Source organism: Entomomonas sp. E2T0, from assembly GCF_025985425.1.
In the GTDB taxonomy this organism is placed as follows: domain Bacteria; phylum Pseudomonadota; class Gammaproteobacteria; order Pseudomonadales; family Pseudomonadaceae; genus Entomomonas.
In genome coordinates, this window is sequence record NZ_CP094972.1 from 1512158 (window position 1) to 1533173 (window position 21016).

20 protein-coding genes are annotated in these 21016 nt (G+C 33.2%); 9 read left to right on the forward strand and 11 right to left on the reverse strand.

All coding sequences use genetic code 11. The features are described from left to right. The 3 genes from MTZ49_RS07270 (at position 1) to MTZ49_RS07280 (ending at position 1583) form a co-directional block, all read left to right on the forward strand. Positions 1–261: a hypothetical protein gene (locus MTZ49_RS07270; protein ID WP_264747673.1), complete on the forward strand. Its 261-nt coding sequence runs from the start codon at positions 1–3 to the stop codon at positions 259–261. 6 nt (positions 262–267) lie between these two features. After that, on the forward strand, positions 268–1128 hold the full coding sequence (locus MTZ49_RS07275) for a hypothetical protein (RefSeq protein ID WP_264747674.1): 861 nt from the start codon (positions 268–270) through the stop codon (positions 1126–1128). Positions 1129–1313: 185 nt separating this feature from the next. Next, positions 1314–1583 (forward strand): hypothetical protein, encoded by a 270-nt coding sequence (locus tag MTZ49_RS07280; RefSeq protein ID WP_264747675.1) that lies wholly within the window; start codon positions 1314–1316, stop codon positions 1581–1583. A gap of 95 nt (positions 1584–1678) precedes the next feature. Here MTZ49_RS07280 and MTZ49_RS07285 read toward each other — a convergent pair whose 3' ends face one another. From MTZ49_RS07285 to MTZ49_RS07315, 8 genes are all read right to left on the reverse strand, one after another. Beyond that, positions 1679–2773: a hypothetical protein gene (locus MTZ49_RS07285; protein WP_264747676.1), complete on the reverse strand. Its 1095-nt coding sequence runs from the start codon at positions 2771–2773 to the stop codon at positions 1679–1681. Continuing rightward, positions 2763–6416: a toxin VasX gene (locus tag MTZ49_RS07290; RefSeq protein ID WP_264747677.1), complete on the reverse strand. Its 3654-nt coding sequence runs from the start codon at positions 6414–6416 to the stop codon at positions 2763–2765. The genes MTZ49_RS07285 and MTZ49_RS07290 overlap by 11 nt, the downstream gene beginning before the upstream one ends. Before the next feature lie 16 nt (positions 6417–6432). Continuing rightward, positions 6433–7317 carry a DUF4123 domain-containing protein gene (locus MTZ49_RS07295; protein WP_264747678.1) on the reverse strand — a complete coding sequence of 295 codons (885 nt, stop codon included), beginning with the start codon at positions 7315–7317 and terminating at the stop codon, positions 6433–6435. Positions 7318–7334: 17 nt separating this feature from the next. After that, positions 7335–9509, reverse strand: coding sequence for a type VI secretion system Vgr family protein (locus MTZ49_RS07300; protein ID WP_264747679.1), 2175 nt, complete (start codon positions 9507–9509; stop codon positions 7335–7337). A gap of 423 nt (positions 9510–9932) precedes the next feature. Beyond that, a complete protein-coding gene (locus MTZ49_RS15800) occupies positions 9933–10061 on the reverse strand; it encodes a DNA methyltransferase (RefSeq protein ID WP_201091055.1) in 129 nt (42 codons plus the stop codon). Further along, complete coding sequence (locus MTZ49_RS07305) at positions 10058–10630, reverse strand: hypothetical protein (protein WP_264747680.1); 573 nt, start codon at positions 10628–10630, stop codon at positions 10058–10060. Before MTZ49_RS07305 ends, MTZ49_RS15800 begins: the two co-directional genes overlap by 4 nt. Before the next feature lie 11 nt (positions 10631–10641). Then, entirely contained in the window at positions 10642–11166 is a 525-nt protein-coding gene (locus MTZ49_RS07310; RefSeq protein ID WP_264747681.1) for a hypothetical protein, read from the reverse strand. 543 nt (positions 11167–11709) lie between these two features. Then, a complete protein-coding gene (locus tag MTZ49_RS07315; RefSeq protein WP_264747682.1) occupies positions 11710–12747 on the reverse strand; it encodes a hypothetical protein in 1038 nt (345 codons plus the stop codon). Between the two features lie 300 nt (positions 12748–13047). Between MTZ49_RS07315 and MTZ49_RS07320 the strand changes: the two genes are divergently transcribed. From MTZ49_RS07320 to MTZ49_RS07335, 4 genes are all read left to right on the forward strand, one after another. After that, positions 13048–14196, forward strand: a complete 1149-nt coding sequence (locus tag MTZ49_RS07320) for a hypothetical protein (RefSeq protein ID WP_264747683.1) — start codon at positions 13048–13050, stop codon at positions 14194–14196. Then, a complete protein-coding gene (locus MTZ49_RS07325) occupies positions 14193–15155 on the forward strand; it encodes a hypothetical protein (protein WP_264747684.1) in 963 nt (320 codons plus the stop codon). Before MTZ49_RS07320 ends, MTZ49_RS07325 begins: the two co-directional genes overlap by 4 nt. Positions 15156–15486: 331 nt before the next feature. Beyond that, complete coding sequence (locus MTZ49_RS15755) at positions 15487–15804, forward strand: helix-turn-helix transcriptional regulator (protein WP_319804748.1); 318 nt, start codon at positions 15487–15489, stop codon at positions 15802–15804. A 408-nt stretch (positions 15805–16212) separates the two neighbouring features. Then, a complete protein-coding gene (locus MTZ49_RS07335; RefSeq protein ID WP_264747685.1) occupies positions 16213–17274 on the forward strand; it encodes an inovirus Gp2 family protein in 1062 nt (353 codons plus the stop codon). Positions 17275–17395: 121 nt separating this feature from the next. On the opposite strand, the gene MTZ49_RS07340 is transcribed toward MTZ49_RS07335, so the two are convergent. After that, a complete protein-coding gene (locus tag MTZ49_RS07340) occupies positions 17396–17866 on the reverse strand; it encodes a DUF3592 domain-containing protein (RefSeq protein WP_264747686.1) in 471 nt (156 codons plus the stop codon). A gap of 388 nt (positions 17867–18254) precedes the next feature. On the opposite strand from MTZ49_RS07340, the gene MTZ49_RS07345 reads away from it, so the two are divergent. Both MTZ49_RS07345 and MTZ49_RS07350 read left to right on the forward strand, forming a co-directional pair. Beyond that, entirely contained in the window at positions 18255–18554 is a 300-nt protein-coding gene (locus tag MTZ49_RS07345; RefSeq protein WP_264747687.1) for a hypothetical protein, read from the forward strand. Between the two features lie 155 nt (positions 18555–18709). Further along, positions 18710–19300 carry a PIN domain-containing protein gene (locus tag MTZ49_RS07350; RefSeq protein ID WP_264747688.1) on the forward strand — a complete coding sequence of 197 codons (591 nt, stop codon included), beginning with the start codon at positions 18710–18712 and terminating at the stop codon, positions 19298–19300. Between the two features lie 183 nt (positions 19301–19483). Here the strand turns inward: MTZ49_RS07350 and MTZ49_RS07355 are convergent, their stop codons facing one another. Then, positions 19484–20314: a GTPase gene (locus MTZ49_RS07355; protein ID WP_264747689.1), complete on the reverse strand. Its 831-nt coding sequence runs from the start codon at positions 20312–20314 to the stop codon at positions 19484–19486. 288 nt (positions 20315–20602) lie between these two features. Continuing rightward, a complete protein-coding gene (locus tag MTZ49_RS07360) occupies positions 20603–20959 on the reverse strand; it encodes a hypothetical protein (RefSeq protein ID WP_264747690.1) in 357 nt (118 codons plus the stop codon). Positions 20960–21016: the final 57 nt, after the last annotated feature.

Consider the following 21016-nt stretch of genomic DNA (forward strand, 5'->3'; position numbering starts at 1 on the left):
ATGGCAGATAAAAAGAAAAAGCCACTGGTTTTAGGAACGGCTAATAATGTTATTGCACAGGCTAAAGAGACTGAAATAGACGGTGTATGTATTGCCTATGAAAGAGAAAATCCTGAACGCAGTACAAGGGTAGCAGGTAGTATTCCCTATTTTTTAGATCGTCAAATTAAATGGAATATAGCAACAGAAGTGCCACCTGATGGCACAGGTGAGCATTTAGAAGGCTATCTTATTTATGACCCTAATCCCTACTGGAATTAGTTGATTATGATACTTGTAAAACTAGCTTGGAATAATGCCTATCATAAAGTAAATAAAATTATTTTAAATCTTAATGGCAAAATGCACGAAGTAAAAAAGGGTGTTATTAACATAGGGGATTTGGGTAGAAAATATCAATTTTTCCCATTGCCAGATGGAAGTTTGACAGATGATCAGCTTTATCATAATGCAGTCGATCAAACGTTATACAATATTACCTTGTCCAGTTTATTTGATATGAGTAAATTGTCTAAAAATTTTGTATTAGTGAATGAAGGCATAATAGGCTCACAAGATATAACTAAACCAGCCTTATTAATTGATGATAACTTTCCTGATGGTAGCATGGTTACTATTCTTAATATTGGCTACATTGTGGGTAAAGGTGGTCATGGTATCCCACCATTAGTAGGGGGAAAAGCCTATAATGGCAGTGATGCTATCAGAAATAAGTACAAATTTACACAAATTCAAAACTTTGCTGTTATTGGTGGTGGTGGAGGCGGTGGTGCTACTGCCAGAGGTTTTAGAATAGTGAATAATAACCAGATTACAGTAGGTCTAGCTCATGGTGGTGGCGGTGCTGGTGAGGCAATAGGCACTACACCTAATGGTAATGGTGCTATTGATGCTACTATCGAAGAAGGTGGTAAAGGTCAAACACTTGCTAATGGATATACTATAGCTGGTGGCAAGGGTGGTGATTTAGGGCAAAATGGCTCTTTAGGTTCTGTGGTGGGATTAGCTGGTGATGGTTCTCAAGTGGGTATTGCTGGCTATGCTATTTCGTATCCTAATAATACAGTTAAACCTAAATACCTTGAGCAAGGCGGTATGCTTTATGGCAAAAATGGTATAAAAACATAATGCCATGTTTCTATTTTAATCTTTAACTATAACAAATTCTAACGAATAAATATTTACTTCTTTTTGCTATTTTTAACATTTAATAGATATGGCACAGCTTTATATTCTTTTGCTCTTATAATTTCATTGTTGCTTTTACTGTTTATATAGTTAAATAAAAACTCTAAAAATTACAGGAGGTTTTTATGCCAGTATGGGAAGTTGATTTAACTGATGCCAAAAGGGCTAGATTAAGGAATAAGCTTGATACTCATGTAGAAGAGGAAAAGTTTGATACATTTTTTGCAGAGCTTGAAGGTCAGGCAACCATTCAAGCTGCAGCAAATGCTATTGGCGATGCAGACTTAAAGCAAATTTCTAAAGATCAATGGCAAATAAGACTTAGTCGTAGTATGAGGCTTGCATTTGTGCAAATTGGATTGAGATTAACTGATTTTCAGGTAGGCCATACCTAGTAAGTAAAATTTTAATGAAAAGCTATTGCTTCTTATTTTTTCTAAACCCCAAGGTGCAATAGCTTTCAATAATAGTTTAATTCATCACAGTATAATTAGTTTGAGCTTTTGTGTATTACCTCTTTAAAGCTAAGACCTTTAGCATAAAGTTGTTGTAGTTGTTTAGTTTGTTTTAGTAGTTCTTCGCTAGGTTTTGCCCATTGTTCTTTGGGAATAGGTTTTGACCAAGCTAACATTTCTTTAGTGAGTTTAAGGCGTGGGTGTTTATCTAAAAACTGTACTATATGGCAAGGTAAAGTCCACAAGGTAACACTATGCATAGTTAGCCACCAAATATATTTGATTAGGCTACCTTCTTTTTTAACTCGATTTTTAACTGCATAAAAATAATCTACACTGCCTTCAGGGTGATATTGGCAGAGGACACTACAGTATTCTAGGCTATCTTTAGGTAAGTTTTTTAAGTTATTTTCTAATGCTTGTTTTTCTAGTTTATCGGTTTTTTGTCTTAAGCTATCTAGCCCTTCTTCCATATAGGTTCTAATAGCTTCCCATTCATCAATAGCTAATGCTTCTGAAGGGTAATCCCTTACAAACTGTCCTGCCTCATCACAACTATTATCAGGTATAGTTAGCGTTAAAGCACCACCTTGAATAGCATAGTAGGCAGTAACTTGCATTTTAGCTTCTGCTATAACACTTACTTTTTCCCAATCAGCAATTAGGGTTTTACCATTGGGCATGGTACAGCAGACTTGGCGTTTTTCTCGGTTAAAACGAATAGGCGGTTCAATGCCTTTTTTAAATAGATAATATATTGATACTACCAATATAAATAATGACATTCCAGCATAGAGAATATACATTACTTTCATTTCATGCCAACCATTAACCCACGTTGTTATAAAGTCATGACCATCCCTATTCATTGCAGCAAAATTAACAATAATATGTACTATTACAAAGGAAATAAAGAACACAGTTATACCAGAGATGCTCATTCTTACCCCAAATTCAGCACTTAAATAATCAGAGCGTCCATAATTGATAGTAGTGTGATTGGCAGTATCTACATCTAAGTGTTGGGCAATGGCTGGTTCATTTAAAGGAACAGGCAAAGGAGCAAGTTGCCAACGGTCTGTTAATAGGCCTTTTTGATAATCGCCTGCCTGTTGTAGTTTATTCGCCATAATTTAATTCACCCGTATACATTACATAAGAGCCAAGCTGTCTAGTCAATTTAGGATGTTTATCTGCCTGAATAATCGCAGGGTCAGTGCTAGGTTTGCCTGTTTCCTTATCCGTATCACGCTCTATATCCCAATCGCTAATCGCCACTTTATACTCTAGTCCTACTTGATTGTTATTCATCATATTGTTTGGATTCATATCATTACGATGGAATAGATTAAAGGTTAAACTGCCCTTTAAGCTATTACCCCAATCTTTTTTTGCTACCCAAGGCAAACGCCATTCAATTACCATTGGTGCAGCCGCTTGTAATAGGGTGCTATTTTGCTTTAAATAGAGGGCATAGTCTACTTTATCAGGTGCTTCATAGGCTGATTGCCAATGTGCTGCCCATATTAAAGGTCTTTCTTTTAAGGTAGTTAAGTCTTGACCAGGGATCATTAATCGAATGACACGCCAATATTGGCCATTTTCTTCCAGTACACCATAATCTTCTAACCAAGGTATCATTAATACTTCAGCTAATTGTTGGTTATGCTGAGTTAAATCCCAGCTTTTATCTTCTTTACCCCAACAACATTTTAAAAACCATTTTTGAGTATCAGATAAATTATAGTAGTTATAGGCAAATTCAGCCGCTACTTGAACTACTGTTAAGGCAATAGTGACAGGTACTAACTTTACTAATAAACTGGTAAAACTAATCCCTCTGGCTGCCCAAACAGCCCCTTTAGCCCCTTGGTAAAGTTTTTGAGCATCGGCTGATAGGGTAGCTGCACGAGTTACACCAAAACCTTGTCTAATATGACGAATATCACGAATAAGACCATAACCTTCCTTCAGACCTTTACCTGTACCAATCCCTGCGATACCAAAAGACCCCACATTAACCCCATAAGCTCCTAGAGCTGTTAGTCGTTCTTTGGTATCACCATAATAAAGGGATTCTACCCATTGGGCATGATTATTATAAATATTGAGTGCTGATGCACCTAACCCAAAGCCTTGAGCAAAAAATCCTGTTAATAATGAGAAGCGGCCTAGTTTAGTTTCCAGTTGTTTTACTAAAGAGCTATTATTAGTAGCGGTTTTAAGGTTATTAATGGCATGTTGAGTCACACCAATATAGGCGGCTTGAGCCAAGGATAAACTAGCTGAGGCAGTACCTAAAAGACTAGCTGCTAGATGTGTGCCACCAGTATTTTTTGTTTTGTTATTATAGTTTTGCCATGTATCGATTAAATTATTAAATTGCAAATACCAAATTAAGCTGGGTAGCCATATGCTTTTAATTAAAGCAGAGCTACTATCAGGTACACCATAACCACGTAAGACACCTTTTTTAAGCATCCCTTCTTCTAAGGCAATTAAGGATTTTTGATTACTGGTGAGGTCATTACCCGTCAGTGCAAAGGGTGTTTCACCTTCACGTAGTGGACTGGTATAACGTTGTAGATTTTCTTCATTGCTGGCTATTTGTTGGTTTAATCCTGCGATTTGTCCTTCCAGTTTATTAATTGCTAATTGGTGGTTAGTTCGCTGTGCCTTCCAATCAGGCGAATAACGAATTTTCATTTTATTAATGGTTTTAATTTGTCGTTGTAGTTTATTGATTTGTTTCATTAGCGAGTTTATTTGTTCGGCTAATGATCCTATATTTTCTATATAGGTTAAAGCTTGGTTAATCGCTTTAGGATCTGATGTTTTAAAGGCCATATTTTGCTGTTTTAAAGCAATTAGGTAGGCGGCTCTTTGGCTTGGCTTTAAGCGCATCATTATTTGGGTAACACGATCTAAGTTATTGGCTACATTAACTTGTTGTTCAGGTGTTAGTTGTTCTTTTGTTAATTTATCTATTATTTCTTGAAGACCATGAGTTATAGCAGGGTTAAGGTTAGCTTGTTGAGCTTTTTTTAGGGTTATAATACTTAAATCATCATCCATAAAGTTAAGCCAATATTCTTTATTAATCATATTGGCTGTTTTTTGCTCAAGTGTTGTATTTTCTTGAGTAGCTTGTTTGTACTCTTGAGCAGAGTTCATTAAACCTCTTATAGTAGAGATTAATCCTGTGAAGTTACTTGATGTGAAATTAGTTTGGAAAGCAGGGAAAAGATATTCTGTATGTTTATTTAAAAACTCTGCCATATCTGCTATGACTTTATCAGTACGCAGTAAATCACCTGTGCAGTTACATTCTAAGGCTAATGCTTGTTTGAATTGTTCTTTTTCACTGTTATCAAAATACCATGTAGCTTTATGAAAGTAAGTGGTATAAAGGTGGAAGCGATCATGGGTTATATTATCTAACCTTGCTCGCCAACGTTTTAGTCTGGCTCTTTCGGTTTTGATGTAGTCTTTTAGTTCTTTAATATGCACTAAATCATACAGACCTCTATTACCCCATAGACTACCATAAAGGTATGACATGTGTGTGTCTTTTAAGGTTTCTATTTCGTCTTTATGTTTGTCGTATTCTGCTTGAGTAATAGCAGCTATCATCGCTTGCTTTTTTTGCCCCATATCAGCCACTAGTTCTAAATACCAAGGCGCACGAACGGTAGGTACGCTATCGCCAGCAGCTTGTTTTTCTGCTTCTGTTGCATTAACATCTGGTATCCAACCTATGCCACTATTGTATTCCACTTTTATTTTGGCGGTTACATAATCAAAAATGGTTTGTCGTTGATTAACACTTAGCCCCATCATCCATTTACTTGCCCCTTTAGTTAGGGCATTCTCTTCAGTAATTTCTAAAGTGGATTCTATATAGGTAGCAATATTGTATTTTTGGTAGTTAGTGGCTGATGTATATTTTTGTTCTGACCAATCACCCATCCATTCAGTTATTTTTTCTTGCTCATTGGCGAGGTCTTGCATCATACCAATGTGATCGTTGACTGCCACAAATAGGTAGTTACCTTTTTGGCATTCTGGTTTAACTTGGGCAAGAAGCTTACCTATACCTGCTTGGTTAAATTCACTTTGTGTTTTATCTTCCCATGTATAGGGTTTGATTTCATCTTTGAATGTGTGTTCTGGTACAGGTTGAGTCGGTTTTTCTGCTACTTCAGCAATCCATTGTTCAGCTTTTTCTCTGGTAAGTAGATGTTCATTTTGATGGGCGCAATCCACACCTATCAAATCTACTTTTTGCATAAAGAATTCGCATTCTTTTTTGTAGGCCATTTGATTGCATTGTTTATTTGTCCATTGTATTTCTGAGAAAGAGATATAGAGAACACGATCTTTTTTAAATACAAGGGCTAATTCTTTATTATCTCTTTGTGGTATCTTGTCATATTCTCCCCGAACATCGGCTGATAACCATCTACCCTTAAAGGTTCTTTCTATAATAACGCCATCTTTTAGCTTTAGTTCATATAAACGACCATCTTTACTATCAACCAAATAAAGCCAACCATCACGTATAAAACGATAGCCTATAGGATGACTTTTAACTTCATCTGTTTTGATATTGGTTTTTAGGTTTTCTACTAGGGCATAACGAATAGGGATTAGTTGTAGTGTATCTGCTGATAAGGGGCAACTGGCTTTTTCTTTTACAGGTGTAGCATCAGAAGCAGCAGCCACTTGGTTAGGGTCTAATTTACTGGTATCTAGGATAGCTTGATCTGACATGGTGTTATTCCTTTAATTAATGGCTGGCTATGGTTTTAGCTAATTCTGCTGCTTGTTGTAATGATTGAAGTGTTTGTTGTTGTACAAGCTGAAAAATATTAGGATGTTCTTGTAGAACATTATTTCCCAAATAGCCATGTATATTAAGGTAGTAGGTTTGTTCCATAGGAGTTGTATATCCCTTATTCTCAGCTTCTTGGATTAGATTGCAGATAATCTGTTTTTTATCTGGTTCTGCATAATCTGCTAAGAATGTTGGAAAATACTGTTGCATATGTTGATAAAGTTTATGGTTATTACGTTTAGTTTCTACTTTATCTAGTTGCTCATCTTGCGCTTTACTAAGTTGATAGGGCAAGGTTAAAGGTACAATGTTTTTATCACTTGGACGTTGATAGCTATCTAGCTGATTATCTATTATGTCTGTGGTATATACTTGTGTAAAAGCTCCAAAGAATTGCGTATCTTCTTGACTTTGTGCTAAACCAAATAGTGCTTTAGCCACTAATGGATCAGCTATTTTTAAGATAGTTGGTTCTTCGTCTCTGGATGATTGAACTAAAATTAAGCTTCTAAGGTGGTCTACTTGTTGTTGCCACGCTTGATCACTGACTAAGATATAGCCCCAATCATTTGCTAGGTTATTAAGATAGGCTTGTAAATGTGGATTATTAGTATTGTCTAATTTTACTAAGCAAGGGGAAATATCATACAGTTGGGCAAAAGGTGTTTGTAAATAAAGTACTTCAAACGTAGAAGTATTATTTTGGGTATAAAATCGATGAAGTAGATTGTTGATGTTAATACCATCAAGCAGTAAACTAACGGTATGGGTTTGCCAAGGTAGTTTAGCAATTTGCTGAGTTAATTGTTCAGTTAAACTATAAGTAGATTGATACATGTCTTTTTAGCCTCTACTTAGATAGTTTGTTGAGTAGTTGTTGCTTGTTTTGCAACAGGACAAAGCGCAGTACGTGTTTTACCTTGCAGTAAAGCAGCTTTTTGGGTTGCCAATGCTACGGGTGGTGCAGTAGTAGCAGGAACAACACCTCCTTTGGATAAAGGCAGTAAGGGTGCTGCTGGTGTTCCTTCCATTGGTACACCTCCTGTCCATACTGGCATAGTCATCCAGATTCCTGCTGGATTTAGTATAATATGTTGACCACCAGCCTTTAAAGTTAAGCTTAAACCACCATCTACTACAGCTTGTAAACCAGCTTTTAAATGAATTTCCATCCCTGCCTGTACTGTTTTAATAGTACCTATGGTTTCATGTTCTGATATACCCACAGTTTTGTGATCATTCATCATGATTTGGGTTTTACGATCAAGTGCGGTAAAATGATGTTCCTCGGAAATCTGGTGTTGGTAACGATTCTTTGCTATAGTTTCTGAGTGTTCATTTTGCACCTGAAGGTGACTATTATTTAAAACTTGTACGGTGTGATTATTTTTGGTAAGTTGGTCAAAATCTTTTTGTGCTTGCACAAAGATTTGTTCTTGGCCTGCTTTATCTTCTATCCTAAATTCATTAGAACCTACACCACCTTTAGAAGATGAAGTTTTAAATACTGATCTGGTTTTATTGGCTGGTAAATCATAAGGTACTTTATTAACGCCATTATGCAATGCACCTGTTACAATTGGCGTATCAACGTTACCTTCCAGAAAATCGACTTTTACCTCCATTCCCACTCGAGGTACTACTACTGTGCCATACCCATCACCAGCCCAGTTGCTCGCTACTCTTACCCAATGACTTGAGTTTTCATTATAGTTGCCTTCACGATCCCAATGAAATTGAATTTTGACACGACCATATTCGTCACAATAAATTTCTTCACCTGCTGCACCTGTTACAATAGCTGTTTGTGCGCCCAATACTTTAGGCTTGGGATGTAGTCTTTGAGGGCGGTGTGGTACAGCTTGCGGTATAGCCACTAAGCAATTACGATACCCTTGGGCAAATTCATCAAAGGGAAATTGCAGGGCTTCATTGATTGGCAATTGGTAATATTTAAATAAGTAGTTAGGCTGTTGCATAATGGCACTAACTTCACTGCCCATTGCTTCAATGACTTGCGGTTGTCTACCCTGATGATATACTTGGATAGCTAGCCATTTATCACTACTATCGAGTGTATCAAGTGCAGGAAAATCCTCAACACTAAAGCAATAACCACTTTTTAGTTCAGGTATATCCGTATAAGCTTCTGCTAGGATATGAAAAGTGCGTAAACGCTCTATTTCTATTTTTGAATAATAGTCGCCTCTGGCTTTATTAAGATGATGCTGTGGGTAATCATAAAACTCTAATAAAGGCTCTTGGGCATCATTTGCTTTTTTATGTTGCTTGCCTTGGGCATTGCCTTCAGGGATTTTAGCTGTCTCAAAATTATAATTTCTATAACTAGCCGTTGTAGTAGCACTCGTTAAATTAACATCTAACCGTTTAAAGACAGGGTAATCTGCTATAAAACCTGTATCGCTGGCATAGTGAAAAGCATTATTATTACTAGAAAAGAAGTTATTATCATCACTGATTACCATTAAATGATTATCTTGATTATGTTGGTAATGAATGCTTAAACCTTCTTCCTCGCACAGACGATAAATAAAATTTGCATCATTTTCTTCATATTGACAACAAAATTCTCTTTTGGGATATTGTTCTTTTAGTTTAAAGTCAAAATCTATCGTCTGCTGTTGCCCATGTTCATTAAGAACAGTAGTAATAATATCGATTACAGATTTATCAATAAAAACTCTTTGATTAAAGCGTTTATGCAAATGGCTAAATTTTGGAGCTAAAATTACCTTAAATAATGAATAGTCTTTACCTACTGCACCACGCCTCACAAAAAGTATATTTCCATGTATCCCTTGAGACTTATCAGGGGTAAAAGAAAGATAAGCATTTTTACTTAGTAACTTAGTAATATCATAACGTAAATGATTTGAAACTAATGTTACTTCAAAAATATATTCACTATTTAAACCTTCAATCCCATCGAACGAGAGGACTTGGAGATTATCATTAGAAATACCTTGCACATTAAAATAAAAATGCGTTTCGTTAGCTGTGTGAAACATAATAGGTACATCCTTATTTGTTTTTAAATTAAAGCCCTATAACAGCCTAGATATGGGGGCGGACTATGAACGGGTGACCTACCGTGAACGAAACGAAAACGGCACGCTAAATAGCGTCCCGTCCATAGTCCGCCATAAAAGCGGACACAAAAAAACACTAGGTAGCATCATGTTGTATCTATGGCGGTTTTTCGTTCAAATGGGAGGTCAAGCCCATACCCTAACGATTTAGCTAGAGCGCGTTAATTAAACATTATGTCCATATAAAAAACAAGTCTTTGTAAAGTTATTGTTTTATTTGCTTATTAGACTTTAGTATTAGATTTAAGTGTAGAAACTCTACAACTAAGAATTCTTCAATAAATTTATTAAATTATAGTGTTAGAATAAAGATGCCGTTTGCATCTTTTGATGTTGAATTTCTTAATTGATACGATCTTGAGCAATATTGAAATACCTTTCTTCTTTTTCTATTCCAATGAAATGACAGTTAGTTCTTACACAGGCAACACCAGTAGTACCACTTCCAATTGTGTTGTCAAGTACAGTCATTTGTTCATATGAATTGTACGTTTTAGATTATCTAAATTATTTTTTAAATTAATTTCTTCTGTGGACTTTGATTTTACATGTTCGCTAGTATCTAAATAATAATTTTCTTTGCTATTTTCGACAAATAGCAACCAATGTTGAGTTGACCTACCTTCATTTCTTCTTTTTAGTAGGCTTTTAATTATAGCATTAGATGGAATATTGTGTTGTTCTTTATAGTTTTTTAGGTCATCTATAGACTGAAAAGTATCAGGACTGCCAGTTAACTCTAAGCTTATATTAGCTAAAAAGTAGCCTACAGCATCATGTTGGTAATGAACATGTTTATAGCCTATTAAATTTCCTTTTAAGTTTTGTTTTAACGGATCTGTTAATAAATCTACTCTCAAATCTTGTATTCTAGGCTTTGTTATTCCTTCAAGCACATCTATAACATGTATAACACCACGAAAATAATAGTCATTGCCATTTATAAGTTTACTTTTTAATTGTAAAGATACCCTATTACTATATGGTTTGGAGTTCAATCTATCTATAAAAATATCTTTTTGAGAGGGGGTATCAGTCATATAAAAAATCCTTATTCATTTCTCTGAATTTTATTTGCTTCAGCATCGATATCAATTATGGTTATGTTTTGATCTTCAAATACAGATTTATCTTCATGCTTATCATAAAATGCTTCTGCGCAAGAGTAAATCCGAAAACAAATCTGAGCAATGTCTAAACGGATAGCATAACTAGGGTTCTCTTCGTTGCCGTTAATACTGTACTTGCTAGCGCCATAAAGTCCATTAAACGATTTTGAAATACTTAACTCAAATTTATCAATATCAGGTATGCCGTTAATACTACCCTCATGAAGAAATGCACAACGTAGTTTCCAGCATTTTTTACCATCAAATTTTAGTTTTTCATCAAATTCTTTTGGATAATCATATTTAGTGAGGTTTTCATTAAACCATTTAATATATCTCTCACCATTCTTATCATTAGGATAAGCTATTTTGCCACATATATCTGGCAAGGTTAACGTTAAAGCTAGTGCTGAAAGATATGCCTTTGCCTCTAAAGCTTTTTTTATATCTTCAATTTTTTTTAACATAACACATTCTTTATTTATTTTTTAAATTAAGCAGAAAATATTATTACATAAATAAGACTAAAGATGGTTATAAGTATACAAAATCATTTCCGCAATTAAAATAGCAGTTTAGTAATTACAAGGGGTTTAAAGGCTATGAAAATAAGTATTTGCGGAAATGATTTTGATTTAACACTATGATTATAATGATTTTATGTCTGGACTTGAAAACCGGCGAGGGTTAACGCCCTCCCAGAGTTCGAATCTCTGCGCTTCCGCCACTTAAATATTAAACCCCTTGTTTTACAAGGGGTTTTTATTTTGTAAAGTATAAAGGTGGGCCATTTAGAGGGCCATTTTGTATTGCCTTTAATGAAATGACATAAGACTAAATCAGAACAACTATCAAATTATACTACTATAGTTTTTCTTTTTTTAGCTTTCCATTTATTACTCTAATATTTTTTCAATGATTTCTTTTTAAGATCTCCTGCACTGCATTAGTTGTTATTTGCTTTTTGCTATCTACCCTATTTAGGTTTTCAAAGTGTTTATCGAACCTTGCTAATCAGTCCCTGTTTCTGGTGATGAGTTATTATTGTTAAAATTATCAATAGTATTTGTATCAGAAGCATTGGTTATAACATCTTGCTTACTTGTTTCGCTAAAACCTGAGTTGTTTCTGGAACCATATAAATGTTCAATATCATAATTATCTTCATTACTAGACACTACATCAGCTTGAGGAACATGGGTAGATACAGTTTTTTCTTCTATTACAGTATCTAAATCTTCTTCTGTTGCATCTGTTTCTGTAGTTGTTTGCTCTAAGCTTTGTGATTCTTGATCAATTGTAACATTATCAGCTATATTAGGTGTAGCATTGATAGGATCTGTTTGTTGCGTATCCACTATTTCTTGAGTATGGTTTGATTCTTCTGTTTTATCAGCAAATGGATTAGGCTCTTTGTTCCAATCATGTTGGTAGATTTTTTCCTTTACAGTGTTATAGTCAGTGTCATCTGAACTTGTTATTCCAGAGGGAAGCTCTGTACTTTGTTTGCTGACTAAATAATCCAATCGGGGCAGTCCTTTATTTGTGCAGTATATAACCAGTTCTTTTAATAGTTTTTCTAGTTTTTTATGATGTTTAAAGCCTAATTTTTTAGCTAAATTTCCATAAGTTATTGATTCTTTATTTTTAGCAATGAGTATTAAAGTATCCCATAATGTAGCCTTTATATTAATATCTGCTGGTTCATTTATTTTTACCACATCCTTTACTGTGTCTTCATCATATTTTTTACGAAGCTGCGCTTCATCATAGCTTTCAAATTGCTCTTTATGGTCAGCAGAAATGCTTAATGCTGGAGCATTTTTTAGGCTCTGTATAGGAAACAATCCATAACCTCCTTCTTCCAAAGTACCCAAAAAATAGCCTAGTTCTTCCAATGCATTTTTTAAACTATACAAATAAGAGATAGGTAATACTGTACTTTGTGCCAGTTTTTTTAAACTAGCCTCACTGATAGTGAGTCTTTTTCTCTTATTAATTTTAGCTAAATAAGCAATCCTTAAAGCTAAATATGATGTGCTAATCATGCATTTCCTCTTTCTATTTATTAGATAAATCTATATTAATCTACTATAAAATAGAATAAGAATAATAACTAGACACTTTAAATTTATAAAAATAAATAGGGTTATTTAATATAAATAGCTAATAATAAGACAATTTATTTATAAAATAATTATATTAATTTAATATAATTAAATTTAATTAATATTAAGGTATTATTTTAATTTTATTTGATACTGATTTTATATTTATTATTATGTTTCTAGGCTATTGATGCTAAATATGTTATGTTTTCTTAGTTTATTTTTATAAGTAATAAAAGTATGAGTAAGTATAGCTATTTACAAGAAATATTAAGTGGTAATAATACAGGCTTGCTAGTAAAAGAAGATTTACAGCTGATCGTTTATTTTATTAAGTCTTGTAAGGCTTTTTTTAAAATGGATTTTCTTGAGAGGAAGTTAACAGATAAAAATATAACAATTATTCAGCATCTATTGCAGCAATGGTTTGCTTTAGAAAAACTTTTGAATAAAAAACAATTTAATTCAAGTGAAGCTATCAAGCAGTATTATGATTGCTTTAAATTATCTCCATACTCCGATTTTTTTGATGTATTAAAAGTGGAAATACCATATTTATTAGAAAGTCTGATTTGGGAAAATAATAAGGTAATTAATGGGTATAATGACCCTATAATAAAAAAAATGATCGAGTGCTATCATCAACATAAAACAGACTTTTTAAAACAAGATAAGGCATATCAGCAAACAACAATGAATCGCTACAAGCAAGTTATGCGCTTTTATAAGTTGTTTAAGCAAATACCAAATTTTGATCTTAGTGGTAAAAATAAGGAAATATACTACTTCAAAATAAGCCTTGAAATTATTAAGCCTATTTCATGGGCGCAGACGTATCATGCGATACAGCAAATGTATACTTGCATTGACAAAATATTTAGAGACCATCAAACAGTTGTTATTCGTTTTTTAAAGATCCGTGATAACATGTTTGAGTTTAGCTTTATGTGTATGGGGTTTTCATATCCTGATTATGGATATTTAATTGCCTCATGCCAGTCTGTTTTCCCCTGCTGCTTTAGGCTACGGGCAGATGAGCAAAAAATCAAACTTTCTAATGAAATTGAAATAGTACAGGCACTTAAAAATAATAAAGATGCCGAATATATAATAGCTCAGTTAAAAGCAATTATGACAGAAACGGACGAAAGAAAAATACAAGCTGTTTTTGATACAATTATAGAAAGTACTGCTATGAGATCACATGATTTAGATCGTTTATGGGGGCTACTACTTACTCAACAGGATGGTGAAGAAGAGCTAATGAATCTTATAAAATCTTATTTTTCACATTCTAACTTATATCGAACACATCTAGAAGGACTTTATTGTTTTCAAGTGATTAATAAAAAAGCCTTGAATAACCTCAATAGGAAAAGCATTGAATGATAAGTTCAACAAATACTCAATATGATAAACTGATTAAGCTTGTTAAACTCATGCGGCAATTAAAAAAGTATAAAGGTGCTTTGTTTATCTATGCGCTTCAGGATAAAGGCAGTGTCAACGGCAGTAAAGATAAAAAGCTTAAACAGTATGGCTACAAAGAAAATCTTAAAGGAATTTCTGAGTTAGGTAATCTATCTCCTCAAGGCCTTATGAATAGCTCCCTAATAACGTATCATCCCTATATTAATCTCTTTCGTCAGTGGCCTAGAATCACAGCTCTGCTACACGCAAAAAATATTGTTGGTCTAGAAGACCAAATGGCTAATCTAGTGGCTGAATATGAGTGGTTAAGAACTAAACTAAAATATCCTCCTTTATCTGAGAAAGTAAGGCGTTTTGAGAAAAATACAACAAATCATCTTAAAGAAAGTAAGGCTTACTTAGCTAAGTTTTTTTTAGTAGACACCCACTTTGCTTTTTATCACATTAATATTGTCTTTTCAGACACTGTAAACAATGCAGAGCAGCTAGAAAATGCTTTGATTCATATTAAGTCTTTCAGAACCAAACTATTATCACAATTAAAGAATCAGCGCTTAATTGATAGCCATAGCCGTTATCTTTGGAAGGTTATTGTTGTTAAGGGTAAACTAGTATGGCATTGTTTAATTGTAAAACGCTTATTATCACAAAAAAATATTGATGCAAGTATTATAGAGGAAAAAGAAGCACTCATAAAACAAATTCAGCAGTCAGCACGTATTACAAAAGTTGAGATAGAGCAGACACTAGATATTCAAATAAAAATCACTAAAGATAGTAAAGATGATAAAAGGAAGCAATTTAATCTCTATCTTCAGAATTACTTTAATCAAGATTTTTGGTTTCCCTATTATCAAATTCCCTGTAAGCAACCTAAAAAAATGCTCTTTGATAAAGGTAATGACAAGGAAGAATAATTAAGCTCCATGAAAATGAATTCTTTAAGTAAATACTAAAAAGATGGACAAACAAAGCAAGCGTAAAAAATACTATTTTAGAACATATTAAACAAAAAAATAAAAAATTACATATTCATCCTATCATGAGATGGCATAGTTTGTTTGTTATTTTTTTAATCCATATTTAGGCTATGCAGTACACAGGATTAATTAGTATTTTCGGACAATATTGTTGCTCATCTGTTTTTAAATTTAAATCCATTTTTCTTTATTTTTACCATAAGCCACTTAGTTAACGTTTTCCTGTCAGGGAGCCGTTTTAAGTGGTTTTTTTATTGGAGCTTAATATATGAATACTGTTACCCCTGTAAAAATGCAAGCAACCTTAAATTCAACTATTCAACCTCTCTCTCAGGATCAAGCCAATAGTCAACCTACATTATCTGCTGGAACGGCTGCTTCTGAGGTTCGTATCCTGCGTATTAAAGAGGTGATTAATAAGTTAGGCATAGGTAAATCTACTATTTATGATTGGCTAGATGTTAAATCGCCTCGGTATGATGCCAGCTTTCCCAAGCCCATTAAGCTTAATGCTAAATCTATTGGTTGGTTATCTACTGAAATAGACCATTGGTTATTAGCGAAGGTTGCACAAAGTAGGCATTAATTGATTGTGCTGATTTTAATGGTATTGATCTCGCTTTCTTATTTTTTCTATTTTGCTTTTCGGCTAAGTATCGTTGATGGTATCAGATTACTTTATAATAAATTGAGCTATTTTGGAAAAGATAAGTTTCCTTATAGTACTAAGGTGTTTTATTTTAGTTAGGGTTGGTTCTTATAGTATTAGTTAATGATATTAATACTACAGTATCAATGTATCTTAATAATATTCTTATTTATTTTATTATTATCAGAAAGATGTTGCCCATAAAATATAATCTATTAGAGTTATCTTTCAACCATTAACATATAAGTTGTAGTTCTTTTAACAACACTATAGAGCAGATTTCAACAAGACCAATACCTTTTTACAACAAATAGTTAAAAAATATTGTTTAAAAGGGTTATTTATATGTTTAACATAAATACTAACACACTTTCTTCTTTTCATTTCTTAAAACAGCAACAAGCCAATAGTGCAGCAGGAATTAATAATGCCATTGTAAAATTACTGAATGACCCACATAAAAGAAGCATAGCACTTACCTATTCATTTCTTAGCGAAAAACGGGCTTACCTTAATCCCTACCATCCCTTTTATTTATTGATACAAGCCTACTCTATGTTTGATGAAGTGTTATTCCAACAGCTATTTGATGATAAAGGATTATCGCCTTACTGTAGATTATTAATACAAAGTGATCAGTTTGTTGATATCAGAAGTAAAGTGGAATTACAAGAAGAGTATGGCTATTGGCATAATAACTATAAGAAGTTTAGTATTAATCTTGGAGCATTAGGTGATATTCAACAACTATTAACCACTTTACTGATCCATGCACAAGACCCTGCTTTTAATAGTGCTGTTAGTCAATACCATCATGATACGGGTTTTACTGATAATTTAAGAGAATATATAAAGTATGTTGAGGATCTTTATAAAATCAACTCAAGATTATTAATTGTTCGAGTAGATTTAAGCTATAGCCAAGACTTCTGTATTACTGATGAAACCTTCTATACCCATACTAGCAGATTTTTAAAGCGTATGCAGAGTAATCCTCTATTTAACTATTTAGAGGGTTATGTTGCCAAATTAGAGCATGGTTTTGAACGAGGCTATCATGTACATTTAATGTTATTTTATAACAGTGCTAAAAAACGAGGGGATATTCATCTGGGAAAAATGATAGGCGAGTTATGGCGGCATGACATAACCAAAGGACAAGGCAGTTACTTTAATTGTAATACGGATGAGCATAAAGCCACTTATCCTATCTGCTTTTTAGGTAGATTACAACGAGACGAACAGATCAGGATGAATTGTTTAAAAGAAGTGGGTATTAGATACCTAGTAAAAATAGATGAATACCAACGATTAATGAAGCCTTATGGGAAAAAACTCTTATCTAGAGGTAAAACACCTATGAAACAAATAAAAGAAGTTGAAGTAATAGTTAATCCATTTTCTTAAAATATGTCCATTTATAGCAATGGCTATATAACAGAATTTAAAGATAACAATACTAGTATGTTGTACAAATAACAGTATTAATCTATAAAAATACCTTATTAATTAAGATTAATACTGTTTATTATTGTTTCTCTGATGGATTACGATTTATAAAACTATAAACAATACTTATTGTACTTAATATAAATAACAATAATCCTAAAATGATCAAAATAGAATCTGATAACCACAAACTCATAAAACGATAAATTTCGGGCCTACCTGTGTTGGGATCATAGAGTATGGGAGCTTTTTCTCCCTTATTATAAGAGACAGGATTAGAGCTAATATCAGGTGTGTGAGTCAGTGTTTTACCAGAGGGTAATTTAAATTGAATCACAGGTTTATAGGTATCTTGTGCTCTTACTGTATTACCAATTTGATTTCTTTTATAATTTATAACCGTAATAATATCTATAACTGTACCTTCCACTTGGATGGTATTAATAAAAAATCGTATATCCATTTTTGTTTTAATAGCACCAGATCCTAATGAGATAATGCCTAATATCGCTATAATCCATGGAAATATAGAAAATTTATTATTATTCATTGACTAGATAAATACCCTAATTATTTATAGCTAATACAGTAACTATAACAAAGATTAGCATGCAGGATAAATCAGTTATTAATAAAATGAGTAAGAGATGGATTGTCTAGTTAAACCAGATGAATATTTGCGATTGACTAAACTTGATAGGAGAAGAGTTTTAGGAAGGGGCATTATGTCTAGATGAACTTATGATATAATAACAAACAGATAGAAATAACTACTTTGCTAATCAAGTGACGACTCAGTTAAGTCACTTGATTCTAATCTTCAATACGATGGTTTATGAATTAAACTGATAATTTTCCAAAATAAATCAAAAATCATGTTTTTCTTACCTTCAATTGATCAGTAAGCATATGAAATACCAATATAGTGAAAATTAACGATGCAAATTTATACATCCATTGATGATATATGGTGTGAATGGGGAAAAGCTATTACTGCTATTATAGAATATTTGGAGGAAAAAGAATCCCTTTCAGATAAACATGAATGGCATTTTAATAAAGGATATGTTGTTAACCAGCATGATGCTTATTGTGTCTATACTACATTTAGTACCTACCATCCTATTTTAAAATCTATTGTGGAAATTCATGTTTCAGCTACTGTTGAACTAGCAGATAATAAAATAACTGTCAAAGATACAGGCAAACGCCTAGTCAAAAATACTATAACTAGTTAACCATATACCTGCTTAGTTTAGTGGTGATGACTCAAAGCTGACTTTATTTTATATAGTATTTCAGCTTATTCGATCAGGTTGCTTATGTAAGTATATCTGATATTATCTTTTGATAATTAAAGGTTTTATTTTTATATGGAATGAGTAGAGTTAAATTGAACATAGGATATATCTTAATTGATTACGAAAATATACAGCCTATAGACTTAAAGAATATAGACGATGACTTTTTTAGGGTGAAAGTATTTCTTGGTGCCAATCAAACAAAAATTTCTACTGAATTGGCAACAGCTATGCAATGCCTAAAAGATCGGGGAGAATATATCCAAATTTCTGGTTGTGGTAAAAATGCCTTGGATTTTCATATTACTTACTATTTAGGAAAACTTATAAGCAAAGAGCCAGATGCTCATTACTATATCATCTCAAATGATACAGGTTTTGACCCTCTTATTACACATATTAGAGGTAAGAAAACTAAAATCTCTCGTGTAAAAACCATTGGTGATATACCAAAGATCAAAGTTAAACATATACAAATATTGCCACAACGTGTTAGTTTTATTCTCGAACAGCTTAAAATTCAAAAAAACTCAAAGCCTGCAACAGTAAGTACGCTACAAAATATGATTAAATCACGTTTTCAAAACACGATTGAAATGACAGATATAGAGAGTATTATTGAAGAGCTAGCTAAGAAAAAACACATCACCATTAATGAAAAAAAGGTAACCTATCATTTTTAAAGTGATCGTTATATCTCTTTTAAGCAACTAATTACTTAAATACTGATCAAATAGCTATAAAAAATAGAGCATTTAACTTGCTAGACATATACTGTGATATTAGAGACTAATAAAATACAAAAAAGTAATGGTGAAAGATAAAACCATACCATAAGTTGATATGGTTTTATAAAAGACACCAAGCTATAAAATCTTTATTTTAATCACCTGCCAAGCTCCATCATCAATCAGCTCAGCCAACCTTATTGCTAAATCATCAAAATACACATTAGTGACTTCCATGAGTCCAGCTGTAGTTGAGGTTGCCTGAATAACATAGGTATCAGCCCCACGATCATAAGCAACCGTGATTTGTCCTGTAAATTTAGCATTTGCTACTGTAAAGCTAATACTAGGTGGTTGGTCTATTATATCGCTTGCTTTAGGAACATTCAGGGTAAACTCCTTAGCTCCTGCATCTACCAATAAATGACTAATTTGCCTAAACCCATCAGGGGCAGGCAGTTGTTCCAGTTGTTCAATCAGTTCTAATAGTTCTGGGCATTGGATTTGTCCTTTGGGGATTGGTAATGGTAGCTCAGTGGTTTCGCCGCCTAATATCATTTTGGTAGTTACATAACGTGTACCATCATCAAGGATTTGTTCTTGTTGGCTTATTTCATCAATCCGTTTGCCATTAAAATGTCTTCTGGCATAGGGAATAACTTCTATTTGATTACCTACTGCTGGTAGATTATCTATATAAGCGCTGTTTACAATAATAAAATGATTCTTAGTGCCTTTTTCTTGTACTAGCATAAACGTATCAGTAATTAATGCTACTTTACCTTGGAAGGGCTGTGGATCGCATCTAAAACCAAATAAATTAGGCTCTGGTATTAAATCACAAAAACGATAATGATACTGACGACAATTTTTAGGTACCAACGGTCTGATAAGTTCAGAAAGGCTTTGTTTGATGGTGGTTTTATCTAAGGGTACAGGATATACATTATTGTTGGGTTGTAGTTGCATAATAGGATTCTCCAAAAAAGAATCCCCCGTACCTAAAGTAAAATAGAACACTACCAACCCTATTGCTATTTATAAACTACCTTTTATTATTTAATATGATTAGTATATTAACGTATTAACACTAACGTAAAAATAAATAAAGTAATCGCAATGGTAATAGATAGGTGAGTAATGGCTATATTAGGACAGGGGAAAAATTGATAATAAATTTAGAATAAGAGTTATAGTTAAGGTAGGATAAGCAAGGTTCAGTCAGTAGCATAAGCTAAAAAATAAGATTACCTACTACTACCAACTACCTTGTAAAAAAAGTTGATGCTGATTGAAATCAAAGCTATCTAGCAGTTGCTTTAACTTAACACGCAGTTGGGCTACTTTTTGCCAATAGGCCTCATCATACTCACTAGCACCATGGACAAAGTTAGGAATAGTAGGAAATACTTGTTCGCAGTTATTGGCACTAAGACGATACAGATCACTTAATAGTTTTAGCAGTGTTTGTTCTGTTAACTCAACAATAGCCTCACTGTGTAACTCCAGCAGATGATTATCAAACCAATTTAATAACGCATTACATTGTTCAATACTGGCAACAGGTTTAATACTGGATCGAGGGCATTCATACAGCTTGATTAATAAAGACATCAATGGTTACTCCTTTTAAATTAATAGCAAATAATAGTTTTTATTTATTATTGGATA

Excerpts from the sequence above, each read along its gene's own strand:
- MTZ49_RS07270 (WP_264747673.1), top strand. The coding sequence starts at position 1 with ATGGCAGATAAAAAGAAAAAGCCACTGGTTTTAGGAACGGCTAATAAT.
- MTZ49_RS07275 (WP_264747674.1), top strand. The coding sequence starts at position 268 with ATGATACTTGTAAAACTAGCTTGGAATAATGCCTATCATAAAGTAAAT.
- MTZ49_RS07280 (WP_264747675.1), top strand. The coding sequence starts at position 1,314 with ATGCCAGTATGGGAAGTTGATTTAACTGATGCCAAAAGGGCTAGATTA.
- MTZ49_RS07285 (WP_264747676.1), bottom strand. The coding sequence starts at position 2,773 with ATGGCGAATAAACTACAACAGGCAGGCGATTATCAAAAAGGCCTATTA.
- MTZ49_RS07290 (WP_264747677.1), bottom strand. The coding sequence starts at position 6,416 with ATGTCAGATCAAGCTATCCTAGATACCAGTAAATTAGACCCTAACCAA.
- MTZ49_RS07295 (WP_264747678.1), bottom strand. The coding sequence starts at position 7,317 with ATGTATCAATCTACTTATAGTTTAACTGAACAATTAACTCAGCAAATT.
- MTZ49_RS07300 (WP_264747679.1), bottom strand. The coding sequence starts at position 9,509 with ATGTTTCACACAGCTAACGAAACGCATTTTTATTTTAATGTGCAAGGT.
- MTZ49_RS15800 (WP_201091055.1), bottom strand. The coding sequence starts at position 10,061 with ATGACTGTACTTGACAACACAATTGGAAGTGGTACTACTGGTGTTGCC.
- MTZ49_RS07305 (WP_264747680.1), bottom strand. The coding sequence starts at position 10,630 with ATGACTGATACCCCCTCTCAAAAAGATATTTTTATAGATAGATTGAAC.
- MTZ49_RS07310 (WP_264747681.1), bottom strand. The coding sequence starts at position 11,166 with ATGTTAAAAAAAATTGAAGATATAAAAAAAGCTTTAGAGGCAAAGGCA.
- MTZ49_RS07315 (WP_264747682.1), bottom strand. The coding sequence starts at position 12,747 with ATGATTAGCACATCATATTTAGCTTTAAGGATTGCTTATTTAGCTAAA.
- MTZ49_RS07320 (WP_264747683.1), top strand. The coding sequence starts at position 13,048 with ATGAGTAAGTATAGCTATTTACAAGAAATATTAAGTGGTAATAATACA.
- MTZ49_RS07325 (WP_264747684.1), top strand. The coding sequence starts at position 14,193 with ATGATAAGTTCAACAAATACTCAATATGATAAACTGATTAAGCTTGTT.
- MTZ49_RS15755 (WP_319804748.1), top strand. The coding sequence starts at position 15,487 with ATGAATACTGTTACCCCTGTAAAAATGCAAGCAACCTTAAATTCAACT.
- MTZ49_RS07335 (WP_264747685.1), top strand. The coding sequence starts at position 16,213 with ATGTTTAACATAAATACTAACACACTTTCTTCTTTTCATTTCTTAAAA.
- MTZ49_RS07340 (WP_264747686.1), bottom strand. The coding sequence starts at position 17,866 with ATGAATAATAATAAATTTTCTATATTTCCATGGATTATAGCGATATTA.
- MTZ49_RS07345 (WP_264747687.1), top strand. The coding sequence starts at position 18,255 with ATGCAAATTTATACATCCATTGATGATATATGGTGTGAATGGGGAAAA.
- MTZ49_RS07355 (WP_264747689.1), bottom strand. The coding sequence starts at position 20,314 with ATGCAACTACAACCCAACAATAATGTATATCCTGTACCCTTAGATAAA.
- MTZ49_RS07360 (WP_264747690.1), bottom strand. The coding sequence starts at position 20,959 with ATGTCTTTATTAATCAAGCTGTATGAATGCCCTCGATCCAGTATTAAA.